Source organism: Moraxella sp. DOX410 (assembly GCF_032248735.1).
In the GTDB taxonomy this organism is placed as follows: domain Bacteria; phylum Pseudomonadota; class Gammaproteobacteria; order Pseudomonadales; family Moraxellaceae; genus Faucicola; species Faucicola tetraodonis.
Genome location: NZ_CP135138.1, coordinates 1,681,354 through 1,703,390, shown reverse-complemented (window position 1 = coordinate 1,703,390; position 22,037 = coordinate 1,681,354). Strand labels below are relative to the sequence as shown.

20 protein-coding genes are annotated in these 22,037 nt (G+C 44.2%); 14 read left to right on the top strand and 6 right to left on the bottom strand.

Translation table 11 applies throughout. The features are described from left to right. The first annotated feature begins 1 nt into the window (after window position 1). The 4 genes from nuoL to RNZ41_RS07565 all read left to right on the top strand — a co-directional run bounded on the left by nuoL (window position 2) and on the right by RNZ41_RS07565 (window position 5,980). Complete coding sequence (gene nuoL, locus RNZ41_RS07580; RefSeq protein WP_100269662.1) at window positions 2-1,903, top strand: NADH-quinone oxidoreductase subunit L; 1,902 nt, start codon at window positions 2-4, stop codon at window positions 1,901-1,903. 5 nt (window positions 1,904-1,908) lie between these two features. Continuing rightward, window positions 1,909-3,495 carry an NADH-quinone oxidoreductase subunit M gene (nuoM, locus tag RNZ41_RS07575; protein WP_062334287.1) on the top strand — a complete coding sequence of 529 codons (1,587 nt, stop codon included), beginning with the start codon at window positions 1,909-1,911 and terminating at the stop codon, window positions 3,493-3,495. Beyond that, window positions 3,496-5,016: an NADH-quinone oxidoreductase subunit N gene (locus tag RNZ41_RS07570; RefSeq protein ID WP_314026994.1), complete on the top strand. Its 1,521-nt coding sequence runs from the start codon at window positions 3,496-3,498 to the stop codon at window positions 5,014-5,016. A gap of 94 nt (window positions 5,017-5,110) precedes the next feature. Further along, the gene (locus RNZ41_RS07565; RefSeq protein ID WP_314026993.1) at window positions 5,111-5,980 is read left to right on the top strand and encodes a ferredoxin--NADP reductase; all 870 of its coding nucleotides are present in this window, start codon (window positions 5,111-5,113) and stop codon (window positions 5,978-5,980) included. An 88-nt stretch (window positions 5,981-6,068) separates the two neighbouring features. On the opposite strand, the gene RNZ41_RS07560 is transcribed toward RNZ41_RS07565, so the two are convergent. Continuing rightward, on the bottom strand, window positions 6,069-6,785 hold the full coding sequence (locus tag RNZ41_RS07560) for a hypothetical protein (RefSeq protein WP_314026992.1): 717 nt from the start codon (window positions 6,783-6,785) through the stop codon (window positions 6,069-6,071). A gap of 352 nt (window positions 6,786-7,137) precedes the next feature. On the opposite strand from RNZ41_RS07560, the gene RNZ41_RS07555 reads away from it, so the two are divergent. The 4 genes from RNZ41_RS07555 (at window position 7,138) to RNZ41_RS07540 (ending at window position 10,624) form a co-directional block, all read left to right on the top strand. Further along, a complete protein-coding gene (locus RNZ41_RS07555; RefSeq protein WP_314027836.1) occupies window positions 7,138-8,049 on the top strand; it encodes an energy transducer TonB in 912 nt (303 codons plus the stop codon). A gap of 30 nt (window positions 8,050-8,079) precedes the next feature. Then, complete coding sequence (locus RNZ41_RS07550; protein ID WP_314026991.1) at window positions 8,080-8,784, top strand: HAD family hydrolase; 705 nt, start codon at window positions 8,080-8,082, stop codon at window positions 8,782-8,784. 101 nt (window positions 8,785-8,885) lie between these two features. Then, window positions 8,886-9,981, top strand: a protein-coding gene (gene prfB, locus RNZ41_RS07545; protein ID WP_314026990.1) for a peptide chain release factor 2 whose coding sequence is annotated in 2 segments (ribosomal slippage) — window positions 8,886-8,957 and window positions 8,959-9,981 — 1,095 coding nt in all. Because the reading frame shifts where the segments join, the coding sequence is not laid out codon by codon here. A gap of 106 nt (window positions 9,982-10,087) precedes the next feature. Further along, a complete protein-coding gene (locus RNZ41_RS07540; protein WP_065252372.1) occupies window positions 10,088-10,624 on the top strand; it encodes a gamma carbonic anhydrase family protein in 537 nt (178 codons plus the stop codon). A gap of 96 nt (window positions 10,625-10,720) precedes the next feature. Here the strand turns inward: RNZ41_RS07540 and RNZ41_RS07535 are convergent, their stop codons facing one another. The 3 genes from RNZ41_RS07535 to asd all read right to left on the bottom strand — a co-directional run bounded on the left by RNZ41_RS07535 (window position 10,721) and on the right by asd (window position 15,755). Continuing rightward, window positions 10,721-12,562, bottom strand: a complete 1,842-nt coding sequence (locus RNZ41_RS07535) for a hypothetical protein (RefSeq protein WP_314026989.1) — start codon at window positions 12,560-12,562, stop codon at window positions 10,721-10,723. A 157-nt stretch (window positions 12,563-12,719) separates the two neighbouring features. Further along, window positions 12,720-14,171, bottom strand: a complete 1,452-nt coding sequence (locus tag RNZ41_RS07530; RefSeq protein ID WP_314026988.1) for a type IV pilus assembly protein FimV — start codon at window positions 14,169-14,171, stop codon at window positions 12,720-12,722. Between the two features lie 441 nt (window positions 14,172-14,612). Next, window positions 14,613-15,755 (bottom strand): aspartate-semialdehyde dehydrogenase, encoded by a 1,143-nt coding sequence (asd, locus tag RNZ41_RS07525; protein WP_314026987.1) that lies wholly within the window; start codon window positions 15,753-15,755, stop codon window positions 14,613-14,615. A 317-nt stretch (window positions 15,756-16,072) separates the two neighbouring features. Between asd and RNZ41_RS07520 the strand changes: the two genes are divergently transcribed. Beyond that, window positions 16,073-17,203, top strand: a complete 1,131-nt coding sequence (locus tag RNZ41_RS07520) for an endonuclease/exonuclease/phosphatase family protein (protein WP_314026986.1) — start codon at window positions 16,073-16,075, stop codon at window positions 17,201-17,203. 60 nt (window positions 17,204-17,263) lie between these two features. On the opposite strand, the gene RNZ41_RS07515 is transcribed toward RNZ41_RS07520, so the two are convergent. Next, window positions 17,264-17,392: a hypothetical protein gene (locus RNZ41_RS07515; protein ID WP_260856172.1), complete on the bottom strand. Its 129-nt coding sequence runs from the start codon at window positions 17,390-17,392 to the stop codon at window positions 17,264-17,266. A gap of 286 nt (window positions 17,393-17,678) precedes the next feature. Here RNZ41_RS07515 and rpe point away from each other — a divergent pair, with 286 nt between their 5' ends. From rpe to RNZ41_RS07495, 4 genes are all read left to right on the top strand, one after another. Beyond that, window positions 17,679-18,431: a ribulose-phosphate 3-epimerase gene (rpe, locus tag RNZ41_RS07510; protein ID WP_314026985.1), complete on the top strand. Its 753-nt coding sequence runs from the start codon at window positions 17,679-17,681 to the stop codon at window positions 18,429-18,431. Between the two features lie 35 nt (window positions 18,432-18,466). Continuing rightward, complete coding sequence (locus tag RNZ41_RS07505) at window positions 18,467-18,775, top strand: hypothetical protein (protein WP_099807756.1); 309 nt, start codon at window positions 18,467-18,469, stop codon at window positions 18,773-18,775. Between the two features lie 115 nt (window positions 18,776-18,890). Next, complete coding sequence (locus RNZ41_RS07500) at window positions 18,891-19,211, top strand: hypothetical protein (protein WP_007115494.1); 321 nt, start codon at window positions 18,891-18,893, stop codon at window positions 19,209-19,211. Between the two features lie 185 nt (window positions 19,212-19,396). Further along, window positions 19,397-20,119, top strand: coding sequence for a hypothetical protein (locus RNZ41_RS07495; protein WP_314026984.1), 723 nt, complete (start codon window positions 19,397-19,399; stop codon window positions 20,117-20,119). A 111-nt stretch (window positions 20,120-20,230) separates the two neighbouring features. On the opposite strand, the gene rluB is transcribed toward RNZ41_RS07495, so the two are convergent. Further along, complete coding sequence (rluB, locus tag RNZ41_RS07490; RefSeq protein WP_036591148.1) at window positions 20,231-21,094, bottom strand: 23S rRNA pseudouridine(2605) synthase RluB; 864 nt, start codon at window positions 21,092-21,094, stop codon at window positions 20,231-20,233. Window positions 21,095-21,328: 234 nt separating this feature from the next. Here rluB and RNZ41_RS07485 point away from each other — a divergent pair, with 234 nt between their 5' ends. After that, window positions 21,329-22,027, top strand: coding sequence for a DUF805 domain-containing protein (locus tag RNZ41_RS07485; protein WP_314026983.1), 699 nt, complete (start codon window positions 21,329-21,331; stop codon window positions 22,025-22,027). Window positions 22,028-22,037: the final 10 nt, after the last annotated feature.

The window sequence follows — 22,037 nt, the reverse complement described above, 5'->3', positions numbered from 1 at the left end:
AATGAGTATGTTACCTTTAACCTTTATGCTGCCGCTGATTGGCTTTCTGATTCTAGCGACCATGCGTGACCGCTTAAGCGAAAACGCAGCCGCAGTGGTCGGTGTCGGTAGTATGGGTTTGGCTGCTTTGTGTGCCTTGATGGCAGGCAGTGATTTTTTAATGAACCACCCACAAGGCGCTGTCATTAATCAGCCATTGTGGACGTGGATGCAAGTCGGTAGTTTTGCCCCAAAATTTGGTCTCATGTTGGATGGTTTGGGCGTGACCATGATGGGCGTGATTACCGGTGTCGGTTTTTTAATTCATATTTTTGCGTCATGGTATATGCGCGGTGAAACAGGCTACGCAAGATTTTTTAGCTATATGAACCTGTTTGTCGCCAGTATGTTGTTACTTGTGCTTGCTGACAATTTAGTGCTGTTGTACTTAGGTTGGGAAGGCGTTGGTATTTGTTCTTACTTATTGATTGGTTTTTATTATCACGAGCGCGCCAATGGCCGTGCCGCGATGAAAGCCTTTACTGTAACCCGTGTGGGTGATGTGTTTTTAGCGTTTGGCTTATTCTTGTTGTTCCGTGAATTGGGTACGTTAAATATCTCAGATATCAATGCCAATGTATCGCAAATGCTAACGTCGGCAGGGTCAACGGTGACGATTTTTGGTCATAGCTATCCTACCATCAAAGTTGCGGCTGTGATGTTAGTGCTGGGTGCGATGGGTAAATCTGCACAGATTCCACTGCATTCTTGGCTTGCCGATGCGATGGCAGGTCCTACGCCTGTTTCAGCCTTGATTCATGCGGCAACGATGGTTACCGCAGGTGTGTATTTAATTGCTCGTTTACATCCTGTGTTCTTATTGACCCCTGATGTATTGGCAAGTTGGGTGGGTATCGTTGGGGCAACAACATTGTTGGTTGCTGGTTTCTGTGCGCTGGCACAAACCGATATCAAACGTATATTAGCTTATTCCACCATGAGTCAAATCGGCTATATGTTCTTGGCATTAGGGGTAGGCGCTTGGCAAGTTGCGATTTTCCACTTGATGACCCATGCGTTCTTTAAAGCTTTATTATTCCTAGGGTCGGGCGCTGTTATCTTGGCTTACCATCATGAGCAAAACATCTTTAAAATGGGTGGCTTGTTTTATAAAAATAAATTCCTATTTGCGGTGTTTGCGATTGGTGGTGGTGCACTTGCTGCGATTCCTTGGATTACGGTGGGTTATTACTCAAAAGATGAAATCATTTGGGAAACCTTTGCATCAGGTCATATGAATTTATTTTGGATGGCCGTGGTGGGTGCGTTTTTAACCTCGATTTATACGTTTCGTATGATTTGGATTGTGTTTTTTGGGGAAGAAAAAACGCCTATTCACGATCTTAAGGGTTGGACATACTGGCTGCCGCTCGCGGTATTGCTAGTGTTATCAACTGCGGTGGGGGCGATGATTCATCCACCATTAGCAGGTGTATTGCCACAGAGTTTTAGCGTGATTCATCCTGAAGTAGAACATGGTAAGCACACGGCAGAAATGATTGTGATGGCTGCGATGTTGGCGGGTTTGATTGTTGGTGCTTTCTTGTTTGCCCTAGATAAAGGTCGCATCGTGAGTAAGTTTACCCAAACAGGTTTAGGCCGTGCGCTTAATTACTGGTGCTATCATGGTTTAGGCTTTGATGCTTTGTATGACATTGTATTTGTTAAACCATTCTTATTGATTGGTAAATTAATCAAAAATGATCCGATTGACCGCACTTGGAATATTTTACCAGCCCTATCGCTGGCAGGTAACCGAGTGGCGACATGGTTCCAATCAGGCTCGATTCGTGGGTATGCTGCAAGCTTCGGTCTTGGCATGGCAGTGTTGTTGGTGTTGGTAATGATGATGATAGGGAAGTAACAGTTATGCAAAATAATCTCTTATTACCCGCCTTGATATTTATTCCAATCATTGCAGGTTTTCTGTGCTGGTTGGTTGAAAAAGTTGATGAACGTTTTCCGCGTTGGATTGCGTTTCTTGGCATGCTATTAACGTTTTTGATTACGGTAGCTATTTGGCAAAACGGTAACTTTATTGGTTCAGCACAAACCATTGCTGAGGTGACTGCTAAACCGACTTGGTTGGCAGAGTTTCAATTACCTTGGATGCCCTCATTGGGGGTCAGTTTCCATTTAGCCATTGATGGTTTATCGCTGTTGATGGTGAGCCTAACAGCCTTCTTAGGTATGATGGCGGTGGCGTGTTCATGGGGTGAGATTACTCGCCGTGTGGGCTTCTTCCATCTTAATCTGCTTTGGAGTCTGGGCGGTGTTATTGGTGTTTTCCTAGCAATCGATATGTTCTTGTTCTTCTTCTTTTGGGAGATGATGTTAGTTCCTATCTATTTCTTGATTGCAATTTGGGGACACAATGCGATTGGTGGTAAAACCAAAGAATATGCCGCAACCAAATTCTTTATTTATACCCAAGCATCAGGTCTGATTATGTTGATTGGTATTTTGATTTTGGTGATGATTCATGCATCAACCACAGGTCAAATAACGTTTAACTATATGGACTTGCTAGGTACAGATCTTGGTAAATGGCAATACCCCATCATGCTGATGTTCTTTATTGGCTTTGCGGTTAAATTACCAATTTTCCCACTGCATGGTTGGTTACCCGATGCGCACGCGCAAGCACCGACTGCAGGTTCGGTGGATTTGGCGGGTATTTTGATTAAAACCGCGGCGTATGGTCTATTGCGGTTTGTCCTACCTCTATTCCCAGAAGCCAGTGCCCAGTTTGCACCGATTGCGATTACCTTGGGCGGTATTGGTATTTTTTATGGGGCTTGGCTTGCGTTTATGCAGCAAGATATCAAGCGGTTACTTGCTTATACCAGTATTTCACACATGGGTTTTGTGGTACTTGCGTTGTATGCCGGTACCTTAATTAGTTTCCAAGGCTTGATGATTCAAATGTTGGCACATGGTCTTAGTTCAGCGGCATTATTTATCATGAGTGGTCAGCTTTATGAGCGTCTACATACCCGTGATTTGAGCCAAATGGGTGGTATGTGGGGTCAAATGCGTTATTTCCCACCGTTACTTATGTTCTTCGCCGCGGCGTTATTAGGTATTCCAGGTACCGGTAACTTTATTGGTGAGTTCTTAATTCTTCTAGGGTCTTTTGCCTCGCATCCCGTGGCAGTGGTGTTTGCCACCTTTAGCTTAGTCGTTGCAGGTTTATACGCATTAATTATGATTTATAAAGCATTATTTGGTACACCAACAGCAACGATTGAAAAAATGTCACCAATGCGTGATATCAATGCGCGTGAAGCGGCAATCTTGTTGGTGCTTGCGTTTGGCTTAATATGGTTAGGTCTATATCCGCAATCATTCTTAGATACCTCCGATCACAGTATGCAGTGGATTAGTGAGGCATATCATGTCCAGCAAGTTGTACCTACTTCTCAAGAGCCATTTGCTCATATGGAGGTAAAATAGATGAATCCTATTATTCCATTTGCTAGCAATGTGCTCATGCCATTGTTTCCAATGATTTTAATTTCAATTACCACGGCGGTGGTGATGATTGCCATCGCCATGAAGCGTTCAAATTTTGTGGCAGGCACCCTTAGTGTCATTGGTCTTAATGCCGCCTTGTTTGTTGTCCTTATACAATTATTGGGTGGCAATGCTGATAGTATGTTGCATGGTCTGTATGAATTATTTACGCCATCGCAAGGTTTGATTGCTCCCTTATTTGTGGTGGATAGTTTTGCCCAGTTCAATATGGTGATTATTTTAATCAGCTCGCTTGCGTGTTTTACCTTAGCGTATGGTTACATTGGGGGCTATGGCGACAACAAAGAAGAATTGTATTTGCTAATGCTTATCTCGACATTAGGCGCGCTGTTTATGGTATGCGCTGATAACTTAGCCTCTTTCTTTGTCAGCTTAGAGTTATTGTCGGTACCGCTATATGGTATGTTGGCTTATACTTATGCGCGTGGTAAATCGTTAGAAGCGGGTTTCAAATACCTCATTTTATCGGCGACGGCCTCTGCTACCATGTTAATGGGTATGGCATTAATTTACGCAAACACAGGGACTTTATCCTTCCGTCAAATTGGTATGGCAATCGTCCCCATGTTTCAAAATGGTATGATTATGCCGATTTTGGTGGTGGGTACGGCATTAATGCTATTTGGTATCACCTTTAAGCTCTCAGCGGTACCATTTCACACTTGGACGTCGGACGTTTACCAAGGTGCGCCTGCGCCTGTGGCGACTTTCTTAGGCAGTGTGTCCAAAGTGGCTATGATGGCGTTAGGGTTACGTTTTTTACTGTCTACGGCAACCTTAGCCTTGCCCGCCATCAATACCTTGGTTGTAGTGATTGCCAGTTTATCCATGATTATCGGTAACGTACTGGCGCTTCGTCAACAAAATATAAAACGTCTGTTAGCTTATTCTTCCATTGCGCATATCGGCTATGTGTTAGCCATCATCAGCGCCGTAAAAGTTGAGTCAGCAGGTTTTGTCAGCCTTTACATGGCAGTGTATGCGTTTACTACTATTGGAGCGTTCGGTGTCGTGACTATTATGTCAAGCCCGTATAAACGTCAAGGTGAAGCGGAATTGGTTGACAACTTCCAAGGGATTTTTTGGCAACGTCCTGTACTGACCGCCATATTGACTGTGATGCTCTTATCATTGGCAGGTATTCCATTGACCGCAGGCTTTATCAGCAAATTCTTTGCGATTTTTGCTACGGTTTCAGCGCAAAGTTGGTGGCTCACTGCCATGATTATCGTGGGTAGTGCAATTAGCCTGTATTACTATCTAAATCTTATGGTCACCTTGTTTAGACGTCCCCAAGCCGTGCAGCCGCACGATGCAGTCAATCATTGGGGTGTTCAAGCAGGCGGCATCATGGTATTGTTGGTGACGTTAGCGGTATTGTACTTCGGTATTTTCCCCGAAACGTTATCAAAAATTATCACCCTAGTTCGCATATATTAATCCAATTTTAACACTGCGACATAAAAAAGCGTATCTTAGCTCATTAAGGTACGCTTTTTTGTTTATAATGATGCAAAAAAATGGTCAAGATAACATGTCAGATGATAAAAGTATTCGCGTTAAAGTGATTGAAGTGACCCGTTGGGCACCCACTTTGCTAAGTTTCAAAGTCACGCGTCCCGATGGCTTTAAATTTACCGCAGGGCAATTTGTTAGGCTCGGTATCCATGGCAAAGATTTGCAATATTTTGCACAAAACCATGAGACCAAGCTAATAACTTCTGAGACGCAAGTTTATGAGGAGCAAGGTCATGAGGCGCAAGGTCAGCCCATTGACCTTGATGGCTATGTGTTTCGCGCCTATTCCGTCGCATCTTCACCCTATGATGAATTTATTGAATTCTTCTCGGTGGTCATTCCTGAAGGGGAATTTACCAGTAAGGTTAATCATATCCAAGTGGGCGATAGTTTATTGCTTAATACCACGCCATTTGGCTATTTGACCTTAGCCCGCTACCAGTTACCCCTGCCCAATGATTTATGGTTGCTGGCAACAGGCACAGGTTTAGCCCCATTTTTATCGATTTTAAAGACCATTGATGTATGGCAGCAATATCAGCGCATTATTTTGGTGTACAGCGCACGCACCTCGCAAGAGCTGGCTTATCAAGCGGAGATTGGCTCAATTAAGTCAATCTATGGCGACAATGGGGCGGCGTTTGTATTCTTGCCTATTGTCACGCGGGAAGCGGATTATGCCGGGGAAAAAGCGCGGATTCCTAACTTGATATTGTCGGGCAAGTTAACCCAATTGGTAGGGCAAAAACTGGATAAAGAGCGCAGTCACGTGATGCTGTGTGGTAACCCACAAATGGTCGAAGATACCAAAGAAGCCTTAAAATCGATTGGATTGACCATGAATCGGCGCGGCGAAGGCAATATTGCCGTTGAAAACTATTGGTAAGCATCTCGTTAATTGGCAAAGCATAATCGGTAAAAAATCAGTAAAGCAAAAGCGGTAAAGGGTGAGGGTTGATACCCGTGAAAAAATACTAAGCCGCTTTTGTTGCGTTATTGGTCACTGCAGGGTTATCCGCTTCGGTAATCAATTGGTCACTACTACCTATATTGAGAATTTCACCGACGTTGGCATTGGCTCTCATTAGGAGCTGCTGTTCAGCAAGATAGCCATGATTCACCTGCACCTTGCGCAGCGTTGCCATGATTTTTTCGTTTTTCTTCAGCCAGCGACCAATATCGAGATACAAGATATCATCTTTTTGGTGCACCAAATTGATTTTCTCCAAAATCATGCCGAGCGGGTCTTTTTTTAACACCCGTTTGAAAAACCAAAGCGCCGCACGAATCGCTTTTGATTTAACATAGGAATCTGAATACAAGCTAATGACATCGGTGTCAGTCAATTGCTGAAATACCAAGCGCTGGCGATAACGGTCAAATTGGGCATGTACCACACCCAAGTTGACAGCAAGGTCAGCGAAAATGCCATTATAGTTAATCGTTGCATACAGTCGAAGCCAGCCTTCATGAATCTCTAGATGCATACTCAATATCGCTTTGACTTTTTCAACCACAAATTTTTGAATGGCATCGTTCAGCTGCTTTTCGGTGGCGGGCACGATAAACTCTTGACCGGCAAAATCTTCAATTTTTTCATACCACGTTTGTGATTTTTGCATCAGTTCACGTGCGATTTCTTCAGAATGGGTGGCAAAAAATTCATCCAGTTGCGTTTTGCTCGTTATCACTATCGTTTCTCAGTTTTTTTATATTTATATTGAAAGCTATTATTGTAGTCAGTTCTTAGGCTTTGTAAAGCTGCTAATCAACTTGCGGTTCTGTCTACAAGAAATATTGTAACATTGATTACTAAATATTGATTGCTACTTATTGCTTGCTCACCACTCATTGCTAATGGCGTATGAATTTAGCTTCAGCCAATGTTTGATTTAATCTATAATAATTTAATTTTTTAATTTATAGTATTTGGGCGTTATAATACATGAGTGATTTGTATTTTTTTAGCAAGGTTGTAGTGCTAGTTTCCTAGTGCTAGTTTCCTAGTGATAGTGTCCTAATCGTTCAAAGGGTTATAGTTTGGTGTATAGCAAAGACAGTCACCGTGATGTTTTTCATAAGTTAATGCCACATACTGCGGCTTGCAAAGACAGCGTCATGCTATTTGCTACCATTACGGCAGTGGCAATTCATGCGGCTGTTATTTTTGGTATCCAATTTGAAGATAAAAGCTCACGAACCGCAGCGGTGCAAGAAGTCACCACGGTGTTGACCGAAAATCTGCAAAAGAATGAGAAAGCCGATTTTATCGCCAATGCCGGCCAGCAAGGTGGCGGTGAGTCCAACGAAAAGCTACGGCTTGAAAATAATACCATAAGCCCCTTACAAGACGAAGCAATCAATGACACCGATGATATCGTGAGTCAAGAACGCCAAACGCGTCAACAAGCGTTTCAAGAAAGCTATCTACGTACCACGTTAAGCTTTGAAAAAATCCGCAGAGAAAATAACATTAAAAAACAAGACGATAGCGAAAATCTAGCCGCGCAAGAACAACGGGTACAGGCACAAATCGCCACCCTTGAAACCAAAATCAGCAGTAACCGCCAATTACTAGCCAAAAAATCTGCGGTCAAAACTATCAGTAGTAACTCCACCACCACCGGTGAAGCCGCGCGCTATATCGAGAATTTTCGCCAACAAGCCTATCATATTGGCAACCAGCAATATCCGCAAGAAGCCCGCGCCAAAGGCATCAAAGGCGATGTCATGCTGATGGTGATTATTGAGCCTAACGGGCAAGTCAAATCCATCAAAGTGTTACAGTCATCAGGCGCTACCATCTTGGATGAAGCAGCAAAAAATTCGGTGCGTAAAGCCGCGCCATTTGGTAAGTTCTCAAAGGAAATGCAAGATTATTTGGAGCTGCGCATTATCCGTACTTGGCGATTTGGTGATACCTTAACCGTCGATGACCAAAACCCCGCATTTTAACTTTTCAATAACTATGCTAAAGGCTGTCCTATGTCAACCGTACTACACAAAGAATTGGCGCTATTTGACCTCGATAACACCCTCATTGATACCGACAGTGATTATATGTGGGGCGAGTTTTTGGTCAAACATCATCTGGTAGAAGAAGCGCTGTATCGTGCTAAAAACCGGGAGTTTTATGAGCACTATATCGCAGGGACGCTCGATGCGGTCGTCTATAATGAGTTTGTGGCAGGCTTTTTAAAACAGCATACTTTAGCCCAGTTACACGAATGGCGTGAGCAATATTTGCAAGATGAAATCGCGCCAAAAGTGCGTCCAAAAGCGGTTAACGCTATCCAATCACATTTACAAGCAGGGCACGATGTGGTGGTAATTTCTGCCACCAATGCCTTTGTGGTCAAAGCGATTGCTAACAAATTATTTTTGGTAGCGGAAGATAATATTTTAGCCACTGAGCTTGAAGTCACCGAGCAGGGATACACGGGTAAAGTCGCAGGGCAGCCAAACTTTAAAGAAGGTAAAATCATTCATTTAAAAAATTGGATTGCTCAAAAAAACGCGCGAGGTATTACTTATACCAAAACCTACGCCTATTCGGATTCAAAAAATGATTTGCCGCTATTAGAATGGGCGGATGTGGCGATTGCGGTATGCCCTGATGATACGTTGCGCGCGCATGCACTGGCGCACCACTGGGCGGTAGAAGATTGGTCGATGAAAGCGCAGGCGTAGTAGGCAACAGCTAAGATGAATGGCGACAGCTAAGATGAATTCAGTGGCAGATTCAGGTATAATGGCTCATTTTTCATAGTAACACGTTAAGGTAACATCGCATGGAAATCAACCCGTATTTAGAGCATATCAAAGACTTAACAGACCGTGGCAACCAGCTTCGGGGGTATCTTTGACATCGAAGCCAAGCAAGAGCGTTTGGAAGAAGTCAATTTAGAGCTTGAAAACCCAGAATTGTGGAACGACCCAGAGCGTGCCACCAAAATCAGTAAAGAAAAATCGCAGCTTGATAATGTCATTGGCGTGATTACCGCTTTAGATGACAAGTTGGAAGACGCCAAAGCCATGATTGACTTAGCGGTGGAAGCCGATGATGCAACGCTACTGGTAGACGTACAAGCGGAACTCGATGAGGCCGAAGCCAAAGTCGCAGATTTAGAGTTTAAACGTATGTTTAGCGGCGAGATGGATGGCAACAATTGCTATGTTGATATCCAGTCAGGCTCAGGCGGTACCGAAGCCCAAGACTGGGCAGAGATGCTGCTGCGGATGTATTTACGTTGGTGTGAATCACATGGCTTTAAAGCCGAAATCATGGAACTATCAGCAGGTGGTGTCGCAGGGATTAAGAGCGCATCAATTCATGTCAAAGGTGACTATGCGTTTGGTTGGTTACGTACCGAAATCGGCGTGCATCGTTTGGTGAGAAAATCACCGTTTGATAGCAACAACGGTCGCCACACGTCGTTTGCGGCGGTGTTTGTATCGCCTGAAATCGATGATAATATTGAGATTGATATCAACCCTGCCGATTTACGCATCGATACTTATCGCTCAAGCGGTGCAGGCGGTCAGCACGTTAATACCACCGACTCTGCGGTACGTATCACCCACCAACCGACAGGCATTGTGGTGGCGTGTCAAAATGAACGTAGCCAACATGCCAACAAAGACACGGCAATGAAAATGCTACGCGCCAAACTGTACGAGCGTGAAATGATGCAGCGTATGGAAAAGCAACAAGCGCTAGAAGAAACCAAATCGGATATCGGTTGGGGTAGTCAAATTCGCTCGTATGTGCTCGATGACTCGCGGATTAAGGACTTACGAACAGGGGTGGAAACTTCCAATACCCAAGCGGTGCTAGATGGCGACCTTGATAAATTTATCGAAGCGAGCCTAAAAGCAGGGCTTTGATTTAACTGCGCTGCCTACAATAACCCATTGCTAATTTATCCGCACTTGCTAAAATTAGAGGGTCAATTTTTTAGTTGACACTCTTTTTTTTTCATAAGGATTTGATATGCTGTACCAATGGCAAGACAAAAAACCCACTTATCAGGCACCCTTCACAGGCTGGGTCGCAGACTCCGCTGAAGTCATAGGCGATGTGCATTTAGCTGATAACGTCAGTGTGTGGTTTGGCGCGGTGATACGCGCCGATAATGCGCCGATTTATTTGGGCAAAAATAGTAATGTGCAAGAAAACAGTGTGATACACACCGATGAAGGTATCGCCGTCACCATTGGCGAAGGCGTGACGATTGGACATTTGGCGATGCTACACGGCTGCACTGTTGGTGATAATAGCTTGATTGGTATCGGTGCGATTGTGCTCAATAATGCCCAAATCGGCAAAAACTGCATCATCGGTGCCAATGCGCTTGTTACCGAAAATATGAAAATCCCAGATAATTCCATCGTGATGGGTAGCCCAGCTAAAGTTGTCAAAACCTTGCCGCAGGCGCGCGAAGTGATGCTTCAGCTATCCGCATTACATTATGTTGAAAAAGCAAATGCCTTTAAAACGGGACTTAAACCCATAGCGATTGAGTATTAAGTTTTTTGCGTATTAAGTTGTTATAAAGTAATTCAAAAAAAATTTGACTAAAAAAAGGATAGTCAGTTTACTATCCTTTTTTTATGCAATACATGATTAAGCAATACGTTGTCTCAGCGCTGCCGCACGTTCTACCAACGCCGTGTTGTTGCTGTCTTTGATTTCATCAAGCAAGCGTTTGGCACTGTCGTATTCCCCTAAATTCACATACTGTTCTGCCAAATCTACGTTTAACGTATCCGTGTCGATATCCTTAATCACATCCAGTATCGCTGATAAATCCTCAACAACTGGTGCCGTTGTTAGGCTTACGTTATCTGCTATCGATGTTGTTTCAAGACTAGCGGTTCGGGTCGTAGTTGTCTGATTAGTTGCTTGAGTAGCTGTATCATCAAAGGACAAATCAATCAAGTCATCTGATGGGGTAGGCTCAGTGACCAAGACATTTGACGTAGCGTCTTGCGCTTTGGTCGTGTCATCGTCTAGCGCAAAATCAAACATATCATCTGAGATAAGTAGCGAGTCAGACTGGCTAGGGGCTTTGACTTCTATAGGAGCGCTGACTTCTGCCAAATCAACAACAGGCTCAGTGACTGATGGGGTAGCAACTGTGGCTAATGTGGCTGCTTCTGCTTGAAGTATTAATTCATCATCCAAAGCAAACGATGCAATATCTGTAGCTTCATCACTTGCAAACGGTACAGAGGTTGCTGCATCGGAAGTTAGATTGCTAGATGCTTTGGTATCTGACGCGCCAAAGCTTAAGGCGGTTTCTGTAGTAGCGTCATTGGTTGGAGTAACCGCTGGCTCAGCGTTCAAATCAAAGTCGAAATCAAAATCATCTGCGATGTTGTCAGCGCTCGGTGCAGCCGTTTGGGTCATTATCATTGGTTCTACAGCAGTAGCGGTAGGTGTTGATTGCGTCTCTGGTAAACTAAAGTCAAAATCAAAATCGCTGTCGCTAATAGCCTCGTTATTGACGTTACTTGCTGACGCGGTTGTAACAGGTTCATCTATCGGCGCAAAAATTTCGGTAGGCGATTCTAGGGCAGGGGCAGCGACAGTCTTAGCGGTCGCGGGCTCATTGCTAGGTAGATCAAAATCAAAATCGTCAAAAGTTAACTCATCTGATTGTGGTTGCGCCGCTGTGGTTTCAGTAGTAGGCTTAGTTTCAGGCGGGACAGGTGTAACAGGTGCGATTTTGGTTTCAGGCACATCGAGTGCAAAGTCAAAATCTAATTCATTATCGGCATTGTTGCTAGCACCATTAGCTAGGGTTGCTGGCTGTGCCATTTCAGTGACGCTGGGCATGGCAACCTGTGAAGTGCTGTTGATGGCTGGCTTATCACTTTCTTGTTTATTAAAGCCTGGCAAATCAAAATCAAGTACATCTGATTCAACAGCTTCAGGGGTATGGGTCATCACTGTGCTGCGTGCATTTATCGATTGTTCTTCATCTACCAGCATTTTTAGGTTATTGGCTTGGGTAGTGAGATCAGCATCGTTGAGTGCCAATACTTCTGAGTAGAAGCTATTAAAGTGCTGATAATCTTTAGCCAAGGCATAGCTATTAAGTAAAGTAAAATTCAACCCACTATGTGAGGGATGATTTTTTAGCGCACGACGTAACGTTGTGATAGCGCCATCATAGTCTTGGGTTTGAATCAATTGCTCAGCCGCTTGTAACTCATGCTGCGCACTCTCGGCGGTATTGAGGGTTTGAGCAGCCTGCAAAGTCGATTGCGGCAGGTTAGGCGCAGCATAGGGGCTTGGTTGCTGTGATTGACGTTGCAGTTCTAGTTCGCGTTGCTGTTCAGCCAAGGTTTTTGGACGTTTGACTTGGGTCTGAGTATCAACCGTTGTCTGGCTCTTACCTTTTTTCATCAAGAAAACGCCAGCAACAATTACCAAAATCACTACTGCTGCGATACCTATCATTATTGGATCCATCTTTCACCTCATCGTTACGGTAGATAGTGATCATTAGGGCATAGCAAGATATAAGCTACCGCTTTATGCGACTAATGAATCACCACAAATTTGTTGTACGGTATGAAATGACACAGCACACAGGCAATATCATCCACGCGCTGTATTATTTTTTGTTTAACTCTTTTAAGCGTTTTTCTAATTGGGCAAGCTTGGTGTTTTGTATTTTCAAGCGATTTTCAGCGCCCACTAAGTCTTGATTGAGTTTGTTAACTTTAGTGGCTTGCTGGGCAGTGGCTTGGCGTTTTTGCTGCACTTGAGCCGCCACTTGGGATGACATCCCTTTGCTTACCTTGTTCTTAGTACTCTGACCTTGTACTGAACCATTGGTATGATTAGGTGCGATGATGGTCATTTCAGATTTTTTAGTCGCTGCGTATGGCCGCGGTGCTTTTTGTGCTTTAAGTGTCTTTTTTGTCGTTTTTGGGGTGGCTGGTTGTTTGGCAGCAGATTTTGGTGCGATGACAGATTTTTTGCTTGCGACACGTCTTTTATTTTGACGATATTGTTGTCGCGCTTTATTGGCTGATTTTATCCCAATTTGTGAAGGGACTACTTTGTATTTTGGGATTTGTAATTGGGTATTGGCGACAAGTTTGCTTGGGTCATTATCTGGGAACGTGGTCGGGTTGGCTGACATGATATCTGCCATCACTTGATCCACATCTTTGCGGTTTGCCGCTGCGATATTACTGGCGATGGTCCAAAGGTTGTCATTGCGCTGTAGTGTATAAGTGGTTGTCTCGCCAATGATTTGCGGGTTCTTGGCGCTATACTTAAATTTGGACTTGTCTGAAGGTTGATTGCCATAACTAGCTGCCGGGCTTGGTAATTGATTGTCTGCAGCGCTGGTTGGGATGGGGTTTTGCGTTTGTGGCACGGCTGGGGTATAGACAGTGCCATTTGGCCGAATAGCTCGAACCGTTCGCGTCTCTTGAATACGCAAGTAGTCACTGTTTTCGCTAGCCAGGGTCATTGGGGCGGCACCGGCGGGCATACCAGTCGTAGGTAAATTAGGCAGCTGGTTGATGGTGGTTGATGGCAACGTTATCGGCTGCATGGGCATAGGGTCGGGCGACATAACAGGCAACTGCACAGGATTAGCCGAACCTATGACGATGTTTTGCCCAGGTGATTGCAAAGCCGTGGTATTGGCTTGCGTGGTGATTTTTTGTGCGCTGTCGATGGGCATCAACAAGGTTTTTGGCAGCGTTTTGGTCACGCCATTTTCCGTGATATTGAGCACCACATCGGTAAATGGGGCATTAATCGCACGTTTGGTGGTCAATACAATCTGACCGCCATTGCTACTGGTTGGGACAAATTTGATTTGAATATCGGCATCTTTTGACAAACCTAGCTGGCGATACACATTAGCTTGGGCGACTGTGACAGAAAAAGTTCTTGGATTGACATCACTGACATTGATACTGGCGTTTAGTGGCTGATTTTGTTGGGTTTGTACATAAGTATCGCCAATATTGACAGCATATGCGACAATGGGAAGCGATAAGGGAAAACCCAATACCAAGTGTACAGAGTATTTTTGCCAAGACATAAAAAATCCTTGCTGAAGGTATCATAGCCTAGTTAGGGGTGTTAAAAAATGCCTACTTGTGTGGTCGCATGGTAGTCAATATACCGACAGGCAATATTCAAACATCGAATTAATCGATAGTCCAACAACTTGACAAAAGTTTCAGTCAAATTATCTGCTCAACTTTACACTTTTTGTCCAAAACTCTCAATAGTCTGACTCGCTTATTATTGGCATAAAGCCCGCTGTTGATAGCAATTTGAGCGTGGATTGATGCTTGGATAATGACGCTGTACTATCAATACCCTGACAATACCCTGACAATACCCTGATAACGCCAATCCCTGTCTACTGGTCATGGCGTTTTTTAGGGGTAAATAACGGATTAACACTATCAGGTTTATCTACTCAGGCATAAAAAAACACGCCCTAATCAGCGTGTTTTTTTATAAAACCTTGGCTTTATAATTGATTGCGGATAATCGCAAGTGTGCGGCGTAGTGGCTCTGCCGCGCCCCATAACAACTGATCGCCCACAGTAAAGGCGGATAAATATTCGCCACCTAGATTCATCTTACGAAGACGACCTACGGCAACTTTAAGGGTGCCCGTGACCGCGACTGGGGTTAAACGCTCAACGCTTGCTGCTTTGTCATTTTCTACCACATCTAGCCACTCATTGCCACTGTTACGAAGCGCAGCTTCAATTTCTTCTAGAGGGATGTCTTTTTTTAGTTTGATGGTCAAGCCTTGTGAGTGACAACGCATGGCACCGATACGCACGCAGATACCATCAATCGGCACAATGTTGGCATTAGTCTTGTCTGCATCATTGCCTAAGATTTTGTTGGTTTCAACACAGCCTTTCCACTCTTCTTTTGATTGCCCGTTTTCTAGTTGTACATCAATGTAAGGAATTAAGCTACCAGCAAGCGGCGCACCAAAGTATTGTTTTGGGAATTCGCTGCTACGTTGTAATTCGGCTACTTTACGGTCAATCTCTAAAATTGCGCCTGCCGGATTATTGAGTTCGTCTGCGACGCCATCATGGATGTAGCCCATGCCCTTGATAAGCTCACGCATGTTGTTGGCGCCCGCACCACTTGCCGCTTGGTAAGTCATCGCAGATACCCATTCAACCCAATCGCGTTTGAACAACTCGCCAATCGCCATCAACATCAAAGATACCGTACAGTTACCACCGATAAAGTCTTTTTGACCATTTTTGATAGCGTCGTCAATGACATTGCGGTTGACTGGGTCTAGGACGATGATGCTATTGTCAGTCATACGTAGGGTGCTTGCTGCATCAATCCAGTAACCGGTCCAGCCTTTAGCACGTAGCGGTTGATGGACTTCTTTAGTATAGTCACCGCCTTGACAAGTAATAATGGCATCACAAGCCGATAAAGCCGCTAAGTCATGTGCATCTTCAAGCTTGCTAGGGGCAATGCCATTTGGGGTAGGGGCATCGCCACCGGCATTACTGGTAGAAAAAAACACTGGGGTAATCCCTTCAAAGTCGTTTTCATCCATCATACGTTGCATTAATACCGAACCGACCATTCCACGCCATCCGACCAAACCTACGCGTAGCTGACTCATGATAACCCTTCCTTACTGTAAACAAAATAAAATAAATAGTGCAGAAAATCCACATTGATTTTTCAATTAGTAACCTGCTACCTTGCCTGTATTTGTAAGGTTTTGCAAGTGAATTTTTTTTTACATGGGGCATCTATTTAGCTATAGATGATATGCTGATAGCGATGTCAGGGTGAAAAATAGCGTTTGGCAACACAACTGCAATTTATCAGCCGTATTTTTGTGGCTACTATATCGCCATACTAATGATAACAAGCTAATGATAACAAGCTAATATTGACCAATGTGAACCGCAATATAACATGAAAGGATAGACAATGACGCTGTTGTTACAGTTGCTAGCAGGTTTTGTGGTTTTTGCAACTTTTTGGGCAACCATCCCTAGGTTTGAATGGTGGTTTAGGATTGCTGATTTTCCCAGAAATCAATTGATTTTTTTGGGGGTGGTGGCGCTCATTGGCTTACTTTGGCTGGGCGCTTTTGACAGTCGTTGGCAGATGGGATTGATTTTGCTGCTGGTTATTGCGCTGGCTATGCAGGCGTACATGGTGTTGCCATATACGTTTTTGTGGAAGAAACAAGTGCAAACGGCAAAGCCAAAATCACGCGATTATCAAGTGAAATTGTTGGTTGCCAATGTGTTGACGACCAATCCAAATAAACAAGCTTTGATTGACCTTATCCATACCCATCAACCCGATATTGTATTGACGCTCGAAACTGACCAAGCGTGGCAAGACGCTTTAAGCCCAATCGAAGCTGACTATCCATTTAACGTCAAAGTGCCACTCGATAACTTGTATGGTATGCATTTGTACTCAAAGCTTGAGCTTATCAATCCGCAAGTAAAATATCTGGTGGTGGATGATATCCCATCGATTCATACCCAAGTTCGACTAGCCATGGGGAAGGTTGTTTGGCTATACTGCTTGCACCCCATGCCACCGAGTCCAACCGAAGCCGATAAATCGGTAACACGGGATGCTGAGCTGTTAATGGTAGGCAAACACATCAATGCCAACGACTTAACGGTGATTGTTGCAGGCGATCTCAACGATGTGGCTTGGTCGCATACCACACGCATGTTCCAGCGTATCTCAGGGCTACTAGACCCTCGCATTGGGCGAAAATTCATCAATACCTTTCATGCCAGTTACCCATTTTTGCGCTGGGCGCTTGACCATGTTTTTCACAGCAATCACTTTACCCTAGTATCCATGGCGCGTATGCCGAATATTGGCTCCGACCATTTCCCCGTGCTCACTACTTTACAATATGAACCTGAAGTCATGGATGAGCAGCCTGAACCTTTGCCAAGCATCGCCGATCACCAAGAGGCGAAAGAGACCATCAAAGAAGGGGTCAAAGAAGGCGAAAAGCTATCGGAAGCTCAGACTGATAGCGCTAATGATGCTAGTAAATTATTGAAAGGCGCATTAGAAAGCTAGTAGTGAGCAAGCTAAAACCCCATGTAAGCATTTGCTTACAACAGATTCCGCCTTTTGCGGCTAGTAAGCAACCGTGCAACAACCTACAATGAACTCATCAACACAAGGATGATACCAAGGAATGGTAGTGTTGAGACGCTCAGGATGAGTAATATCATGGAAAGCCAATAATAATAACATAGTTGACATGAAGTGCCCTAAAACCCAAGTCTATTGCCCTAAGACTTGGGTTTTATCTTTTTTGGTATTTATCAATTATAATCTAGCATAGTCTAGCTACCTTGTTTTTTGCTTGTTTTGACTACTTAAATGTAAATTCTGCAAGGCTTGTGACGGTATTTATTTTCACGGACATCCAATGGTCGCTGTTAAATAGTCGCTGTTAATCGTCACTGTCACCAAATAGTCTAAGTTTTTTAAAATAATCTTTGCTAAAATATCCGCAATTTTTAATCAAAGCTGACGGACAATGACGATGAACCAGTCTGAAATTCTTGAAGACTCACCTAAACAAGCCCCTAATAAATTTGCCCATCCAACTAATAATAGCCAATTTTTGATTGCGCCTTCGATTTTGTCGGCAGATTTTGCCCGTCTGGGAGAGGAGGTCGACAAGGTTATCGCCGCGGGTGCGGATGTGGTGCATTTTGACGTGATGGACAATCATTATGTCCCAAATTTAACCTTTGGTAGCATGATTTGTCAGGCGCTGCGTGATTATGGGGTAACTGCACCGATAGATGTGCATTTGATGGTGTCACCAGTTGATAGTATGATTGAGCAGTTCTTAAAAGCGGGCGCCAGCATTATTACCTTTCACCCAGAAGCCACGCAACATGTCGATCGCTCTTTACAACTCATCAAAGATGGCGGCGCTGACTGTGGATTGGTGCTAAATCCTGCCACGCCGCTCCACTATCTAGACTATGTGATGGATAAAGTTGACCAGATTTTATTGATGAGTGTCAACCCAGGGTTTGGTGGACAAGCATTTATTGATGGCACCCTCAAAAAAATTGAAGCGGTGCGCGAAATGATTAGGCTATCGGGTCGCAATATTCGCCTTGAAGTCGATGGCGGTATCAAAGCCAGTAATATTCGTGCAGTTGCCGAAGCAGGGGCTGATATGTTTGTCGCAGGTTCAGCGATATTTAATCAACCTGATTATCGTCAAGCGATTGACGCGATGCGTGCCGAACTGGCTTTGGTCGGTCGCTTGCCAGCGTAAATGCTACACAAGCAATGATACACAAGGAAATTGGTATGGACGTTCAATCCCCGTCTTTAGTACCCAAAGGGCTGACAATTGGACTGGCAATATTTGCGGTGTTGCTAGGGTTGGCAGGTTTTGGTTTTAGGTTGATGTTTGGCGATAGTTTATCATCAATGCTGCCCTCACTGGTGAGTACCATTGCGATTTTTTGGCTCGGTATTCCACTGGCTTTTGTCGTGGGCTCACAGGTGTTAAATCGCTACTCAGGGCGTGCACCGATTCAAAACCGTAATGCGTTAACCTTGGGTTTGTTATTTAGCTGTGTGGCGATGCTATGGATGATGGCGGCATATTCGTAACGGTTCGTTCGGCGAGTCAGCACTCCAAGACATTGACATTAACGCCATAAATTGACGCTAGACATTGATGCTACACACAACGTTAGTACCCAATAATTATTTAGGAATTTATTGAATGGCATTGCCACATTATACTAAGCAAGAATTATCGATTTATCCCAGCAATCTTCCAAAAGGCTTAATCAATACACTGATAGTTGCCTGTTTGTTGTTAGGGTTGGCGGCTTTACGCAGTAGCAAGGGAATGCAAGGCTGGCTTAATGTCATCGAAAATTGGGTGTTTATGCTATTGTGGATTCCGCTTGCCGTCACCCTTTGCGCATTACCTTTTAAGTTACGGGATGACAGTTTTGAGCTTAAACTGGCGTATTATCTCGGCATGTTTGTGGCATTTTTATTTGAAATTAATAAACTTCGCTATTGGCATACCATGTAAATATGACGATTTAGGGTAGCATTTAATAGCTAAAAGTTTTGCGCAATACTTTTTTTGACCGATGAATTTTTAGGCTTAGCCAACGCTAACATGCTTGAATTTTTAAACAGTTGCAGTCATAGTAATGCTATATTTGCTTTTTATAGGCAGGCTTTTATTGATAGACAAGCTGTTAGGGCGTATAGATGAATATTTTGCTCGGTATATTGTTGACTGTATTGATAAGCTTTGTGGTTTATCGATGGATAAGGCTGGCTTGGCATAAACTGCATGACATGGCAGGTATTGAGGTCGGTATGTCTCAATACTCTGTGCCGCCCACAGCAGCGCCGGCACAACCGAAAACCATGCGCTTGGCGTACCAATCAACCCTGCCAATTCCTAATACCTTCGGTAGTGATAGCCGTTTTAACTTAATGCCACGTGCTAGCAAAAATGCGCGCGACAAAAAATGGTTTAAAGCAAAAAATCAACAACAGCGATTATCCTCACCTTCGATTTTGGGTATTGATGGCGCGTCAATTGAACGTATGCCAACAGCTGCCGTGATGCTGCTTGATACCATCCATGACAAACTCATTCGTTATCAGGCGTGGCAACGCGACCAAAGCCAGTCAGCCAACCAACTAGACCACCCGCAAACCCAATGGTTGACTGAAAATAAGTTTGTGGTCAACCGCTTGATTGAGCAGACGATTCCCGAAGCTGTACACCAGTATGACCAAATTGCCAAATATCATCCCAGTCAGCTCAATCAAAAAATTCAGGGGGAGATGACCGCAGGCGAGATGCTGATTGAGGTATTGGATCGGGTCAATCGGCAATTAGATGAATTGCTTAATGAGATGTTTCATGAAGTCAGCCAGCAATTTGCGTCAACTTATCGCTATGTCAAAAATCGCACGTAGTTGATGGTAGATTAACATTGGTACATTAAAATGAAAAAAGCGTATCAATTTGATACGCTTTTTTTGTAAGTTGCTTTTTTGTAAGTTGCTTTTTTGTAAGTTTTATAGCGGTTAGCTACTTCTTTTTTCTTTATCGCGGCGTAAGTGATGACCGCCGCGGCGCGCTTTTAGCGGTTTTTTCTCAAAGCGTTCTTGGCGGCGTTTGGCAATGCCATAAAGCCCTGTGCCTTGGCGCGGGCGAATGTTGACAAGCCCTGCTAAGGTGTCAATCTCACGGCGATCTAGCTCAAGATAGCGACCCGTGCGAAGCTCCCTTGGGAGACTGACAGAGCCGTAACGGATACGCAGTAATCGGCTTACTTTTAAGCCTTGTGATTCAAATAAGCGGCGCACTTCACGATTGCGACCTTCTTTGAGTTTGACTTGGTACCATTTGTTGATACCTTCACCGCCTTTTTCAACGATGTCATCAAACTGTGCCATACCATCTTCTAGCATGACGCCACGTTTGAGATTTAAGATAATCTCAGGGGTGACTTCGCCCATCACACGCACCGCATATTCGCGCTCTATTTCATTTGATGGGTGCATCAGACGGTGAGCCAGTTCGCCATCATTGGTAAATAGCAATAAACCTGTTGAGTTGATGTCCAACCGACCCACCATTACCCAGCGGTCATGATTTAGGGGTGGCAGGCGCTCAAACACCGTGGGACGACCTTCTGGGTCATGGGCTGAGCAAATTTCGCCTTCTGGCTTGTAATACATCAAGATACGGCGGCGTTTTTCATTTTCTGCGGTATAGCGTAGCAAACGTCCATCGACTCGGATTTCATCGCCCTGTCCGACACGGTCACCAATGGTAGCCACAGTCCCGTTAACACTGACGCGACCTTCGCGAATCACATCTTCCATTTGGCGGCGCGAACCTAAGCCTAGACGGGCGAGCGCTTTTTGCAGTTTTTCGTCTTTCATTCAATAATCCTTTAATAGGTAGCAACATTTCACAATGTTGTGATAGCATGAAACTTCATGCTTGTGCCTATTGTAGGACAAGCGATGGTTGAATGCTAGTATAAAGTCATGTGGCTAAATTTTAACCAGTATTTTAATCAAAAATTGAACATAAATAATGTCACATTGTAAAAATTATTTTACGTTATAATCATCGACATAAGTAAATCAATAACAGCACAGGGAATAATAACAATGAGAGGGCAAATAGCCAATTTTTCGCCGCAACATGGTCAAGGTATCATCATGGCGGAGGACGGAAAAAATTACCCATTTACTAGCCAACAATGGCAACAAGCCACAGCACCGACGGCAGGACAACAAGTAGAATTTAGTGTCGATGCGCAGGGTTATGCAGTGGCAGTTGTCGGTCTTGCCGCAGGCAATGCAGTCAATCTGAACAAACCGATAGATAGCACGATTCCTCCCATCCCCCACGGCTATACAGACAACCCTACAACTGCCAACTATGGTCAAGTTACTAACGCAGCGGGCATGAATGCCGTCAATCCAGCATGGGCGATTGAAGAAAATTATGGCTTTTTTGATTGGGTTAAAAAAAGTCTCAGCAATTATGCCAATTTTAAAGGGCGTGCTAGACGTAAAGAATATTGGTATTTTTATTTGGCGTGGTTCATGTTGTATCTGGGTGGGGCAATCATTGATTATATGATTGGTACTGATGGTATTGTGGCGGGGCTTATTTCTTTGGCATTGGTGATTCCAAATATCGCAGTAGCTGTTCGCCGTTTACATGATGTTAATAAATCAGGTTGGTGGATGCTCATTGCCTTTATCCCCATCGTTGGCGGGATTATGCTGCTGGTGTGGTATTGCACAGATACCAAACCGAATGTCAACCAGTGGGGCGCTCCTGCTCGCCGCTTGCCTTGACGCAGGGTGT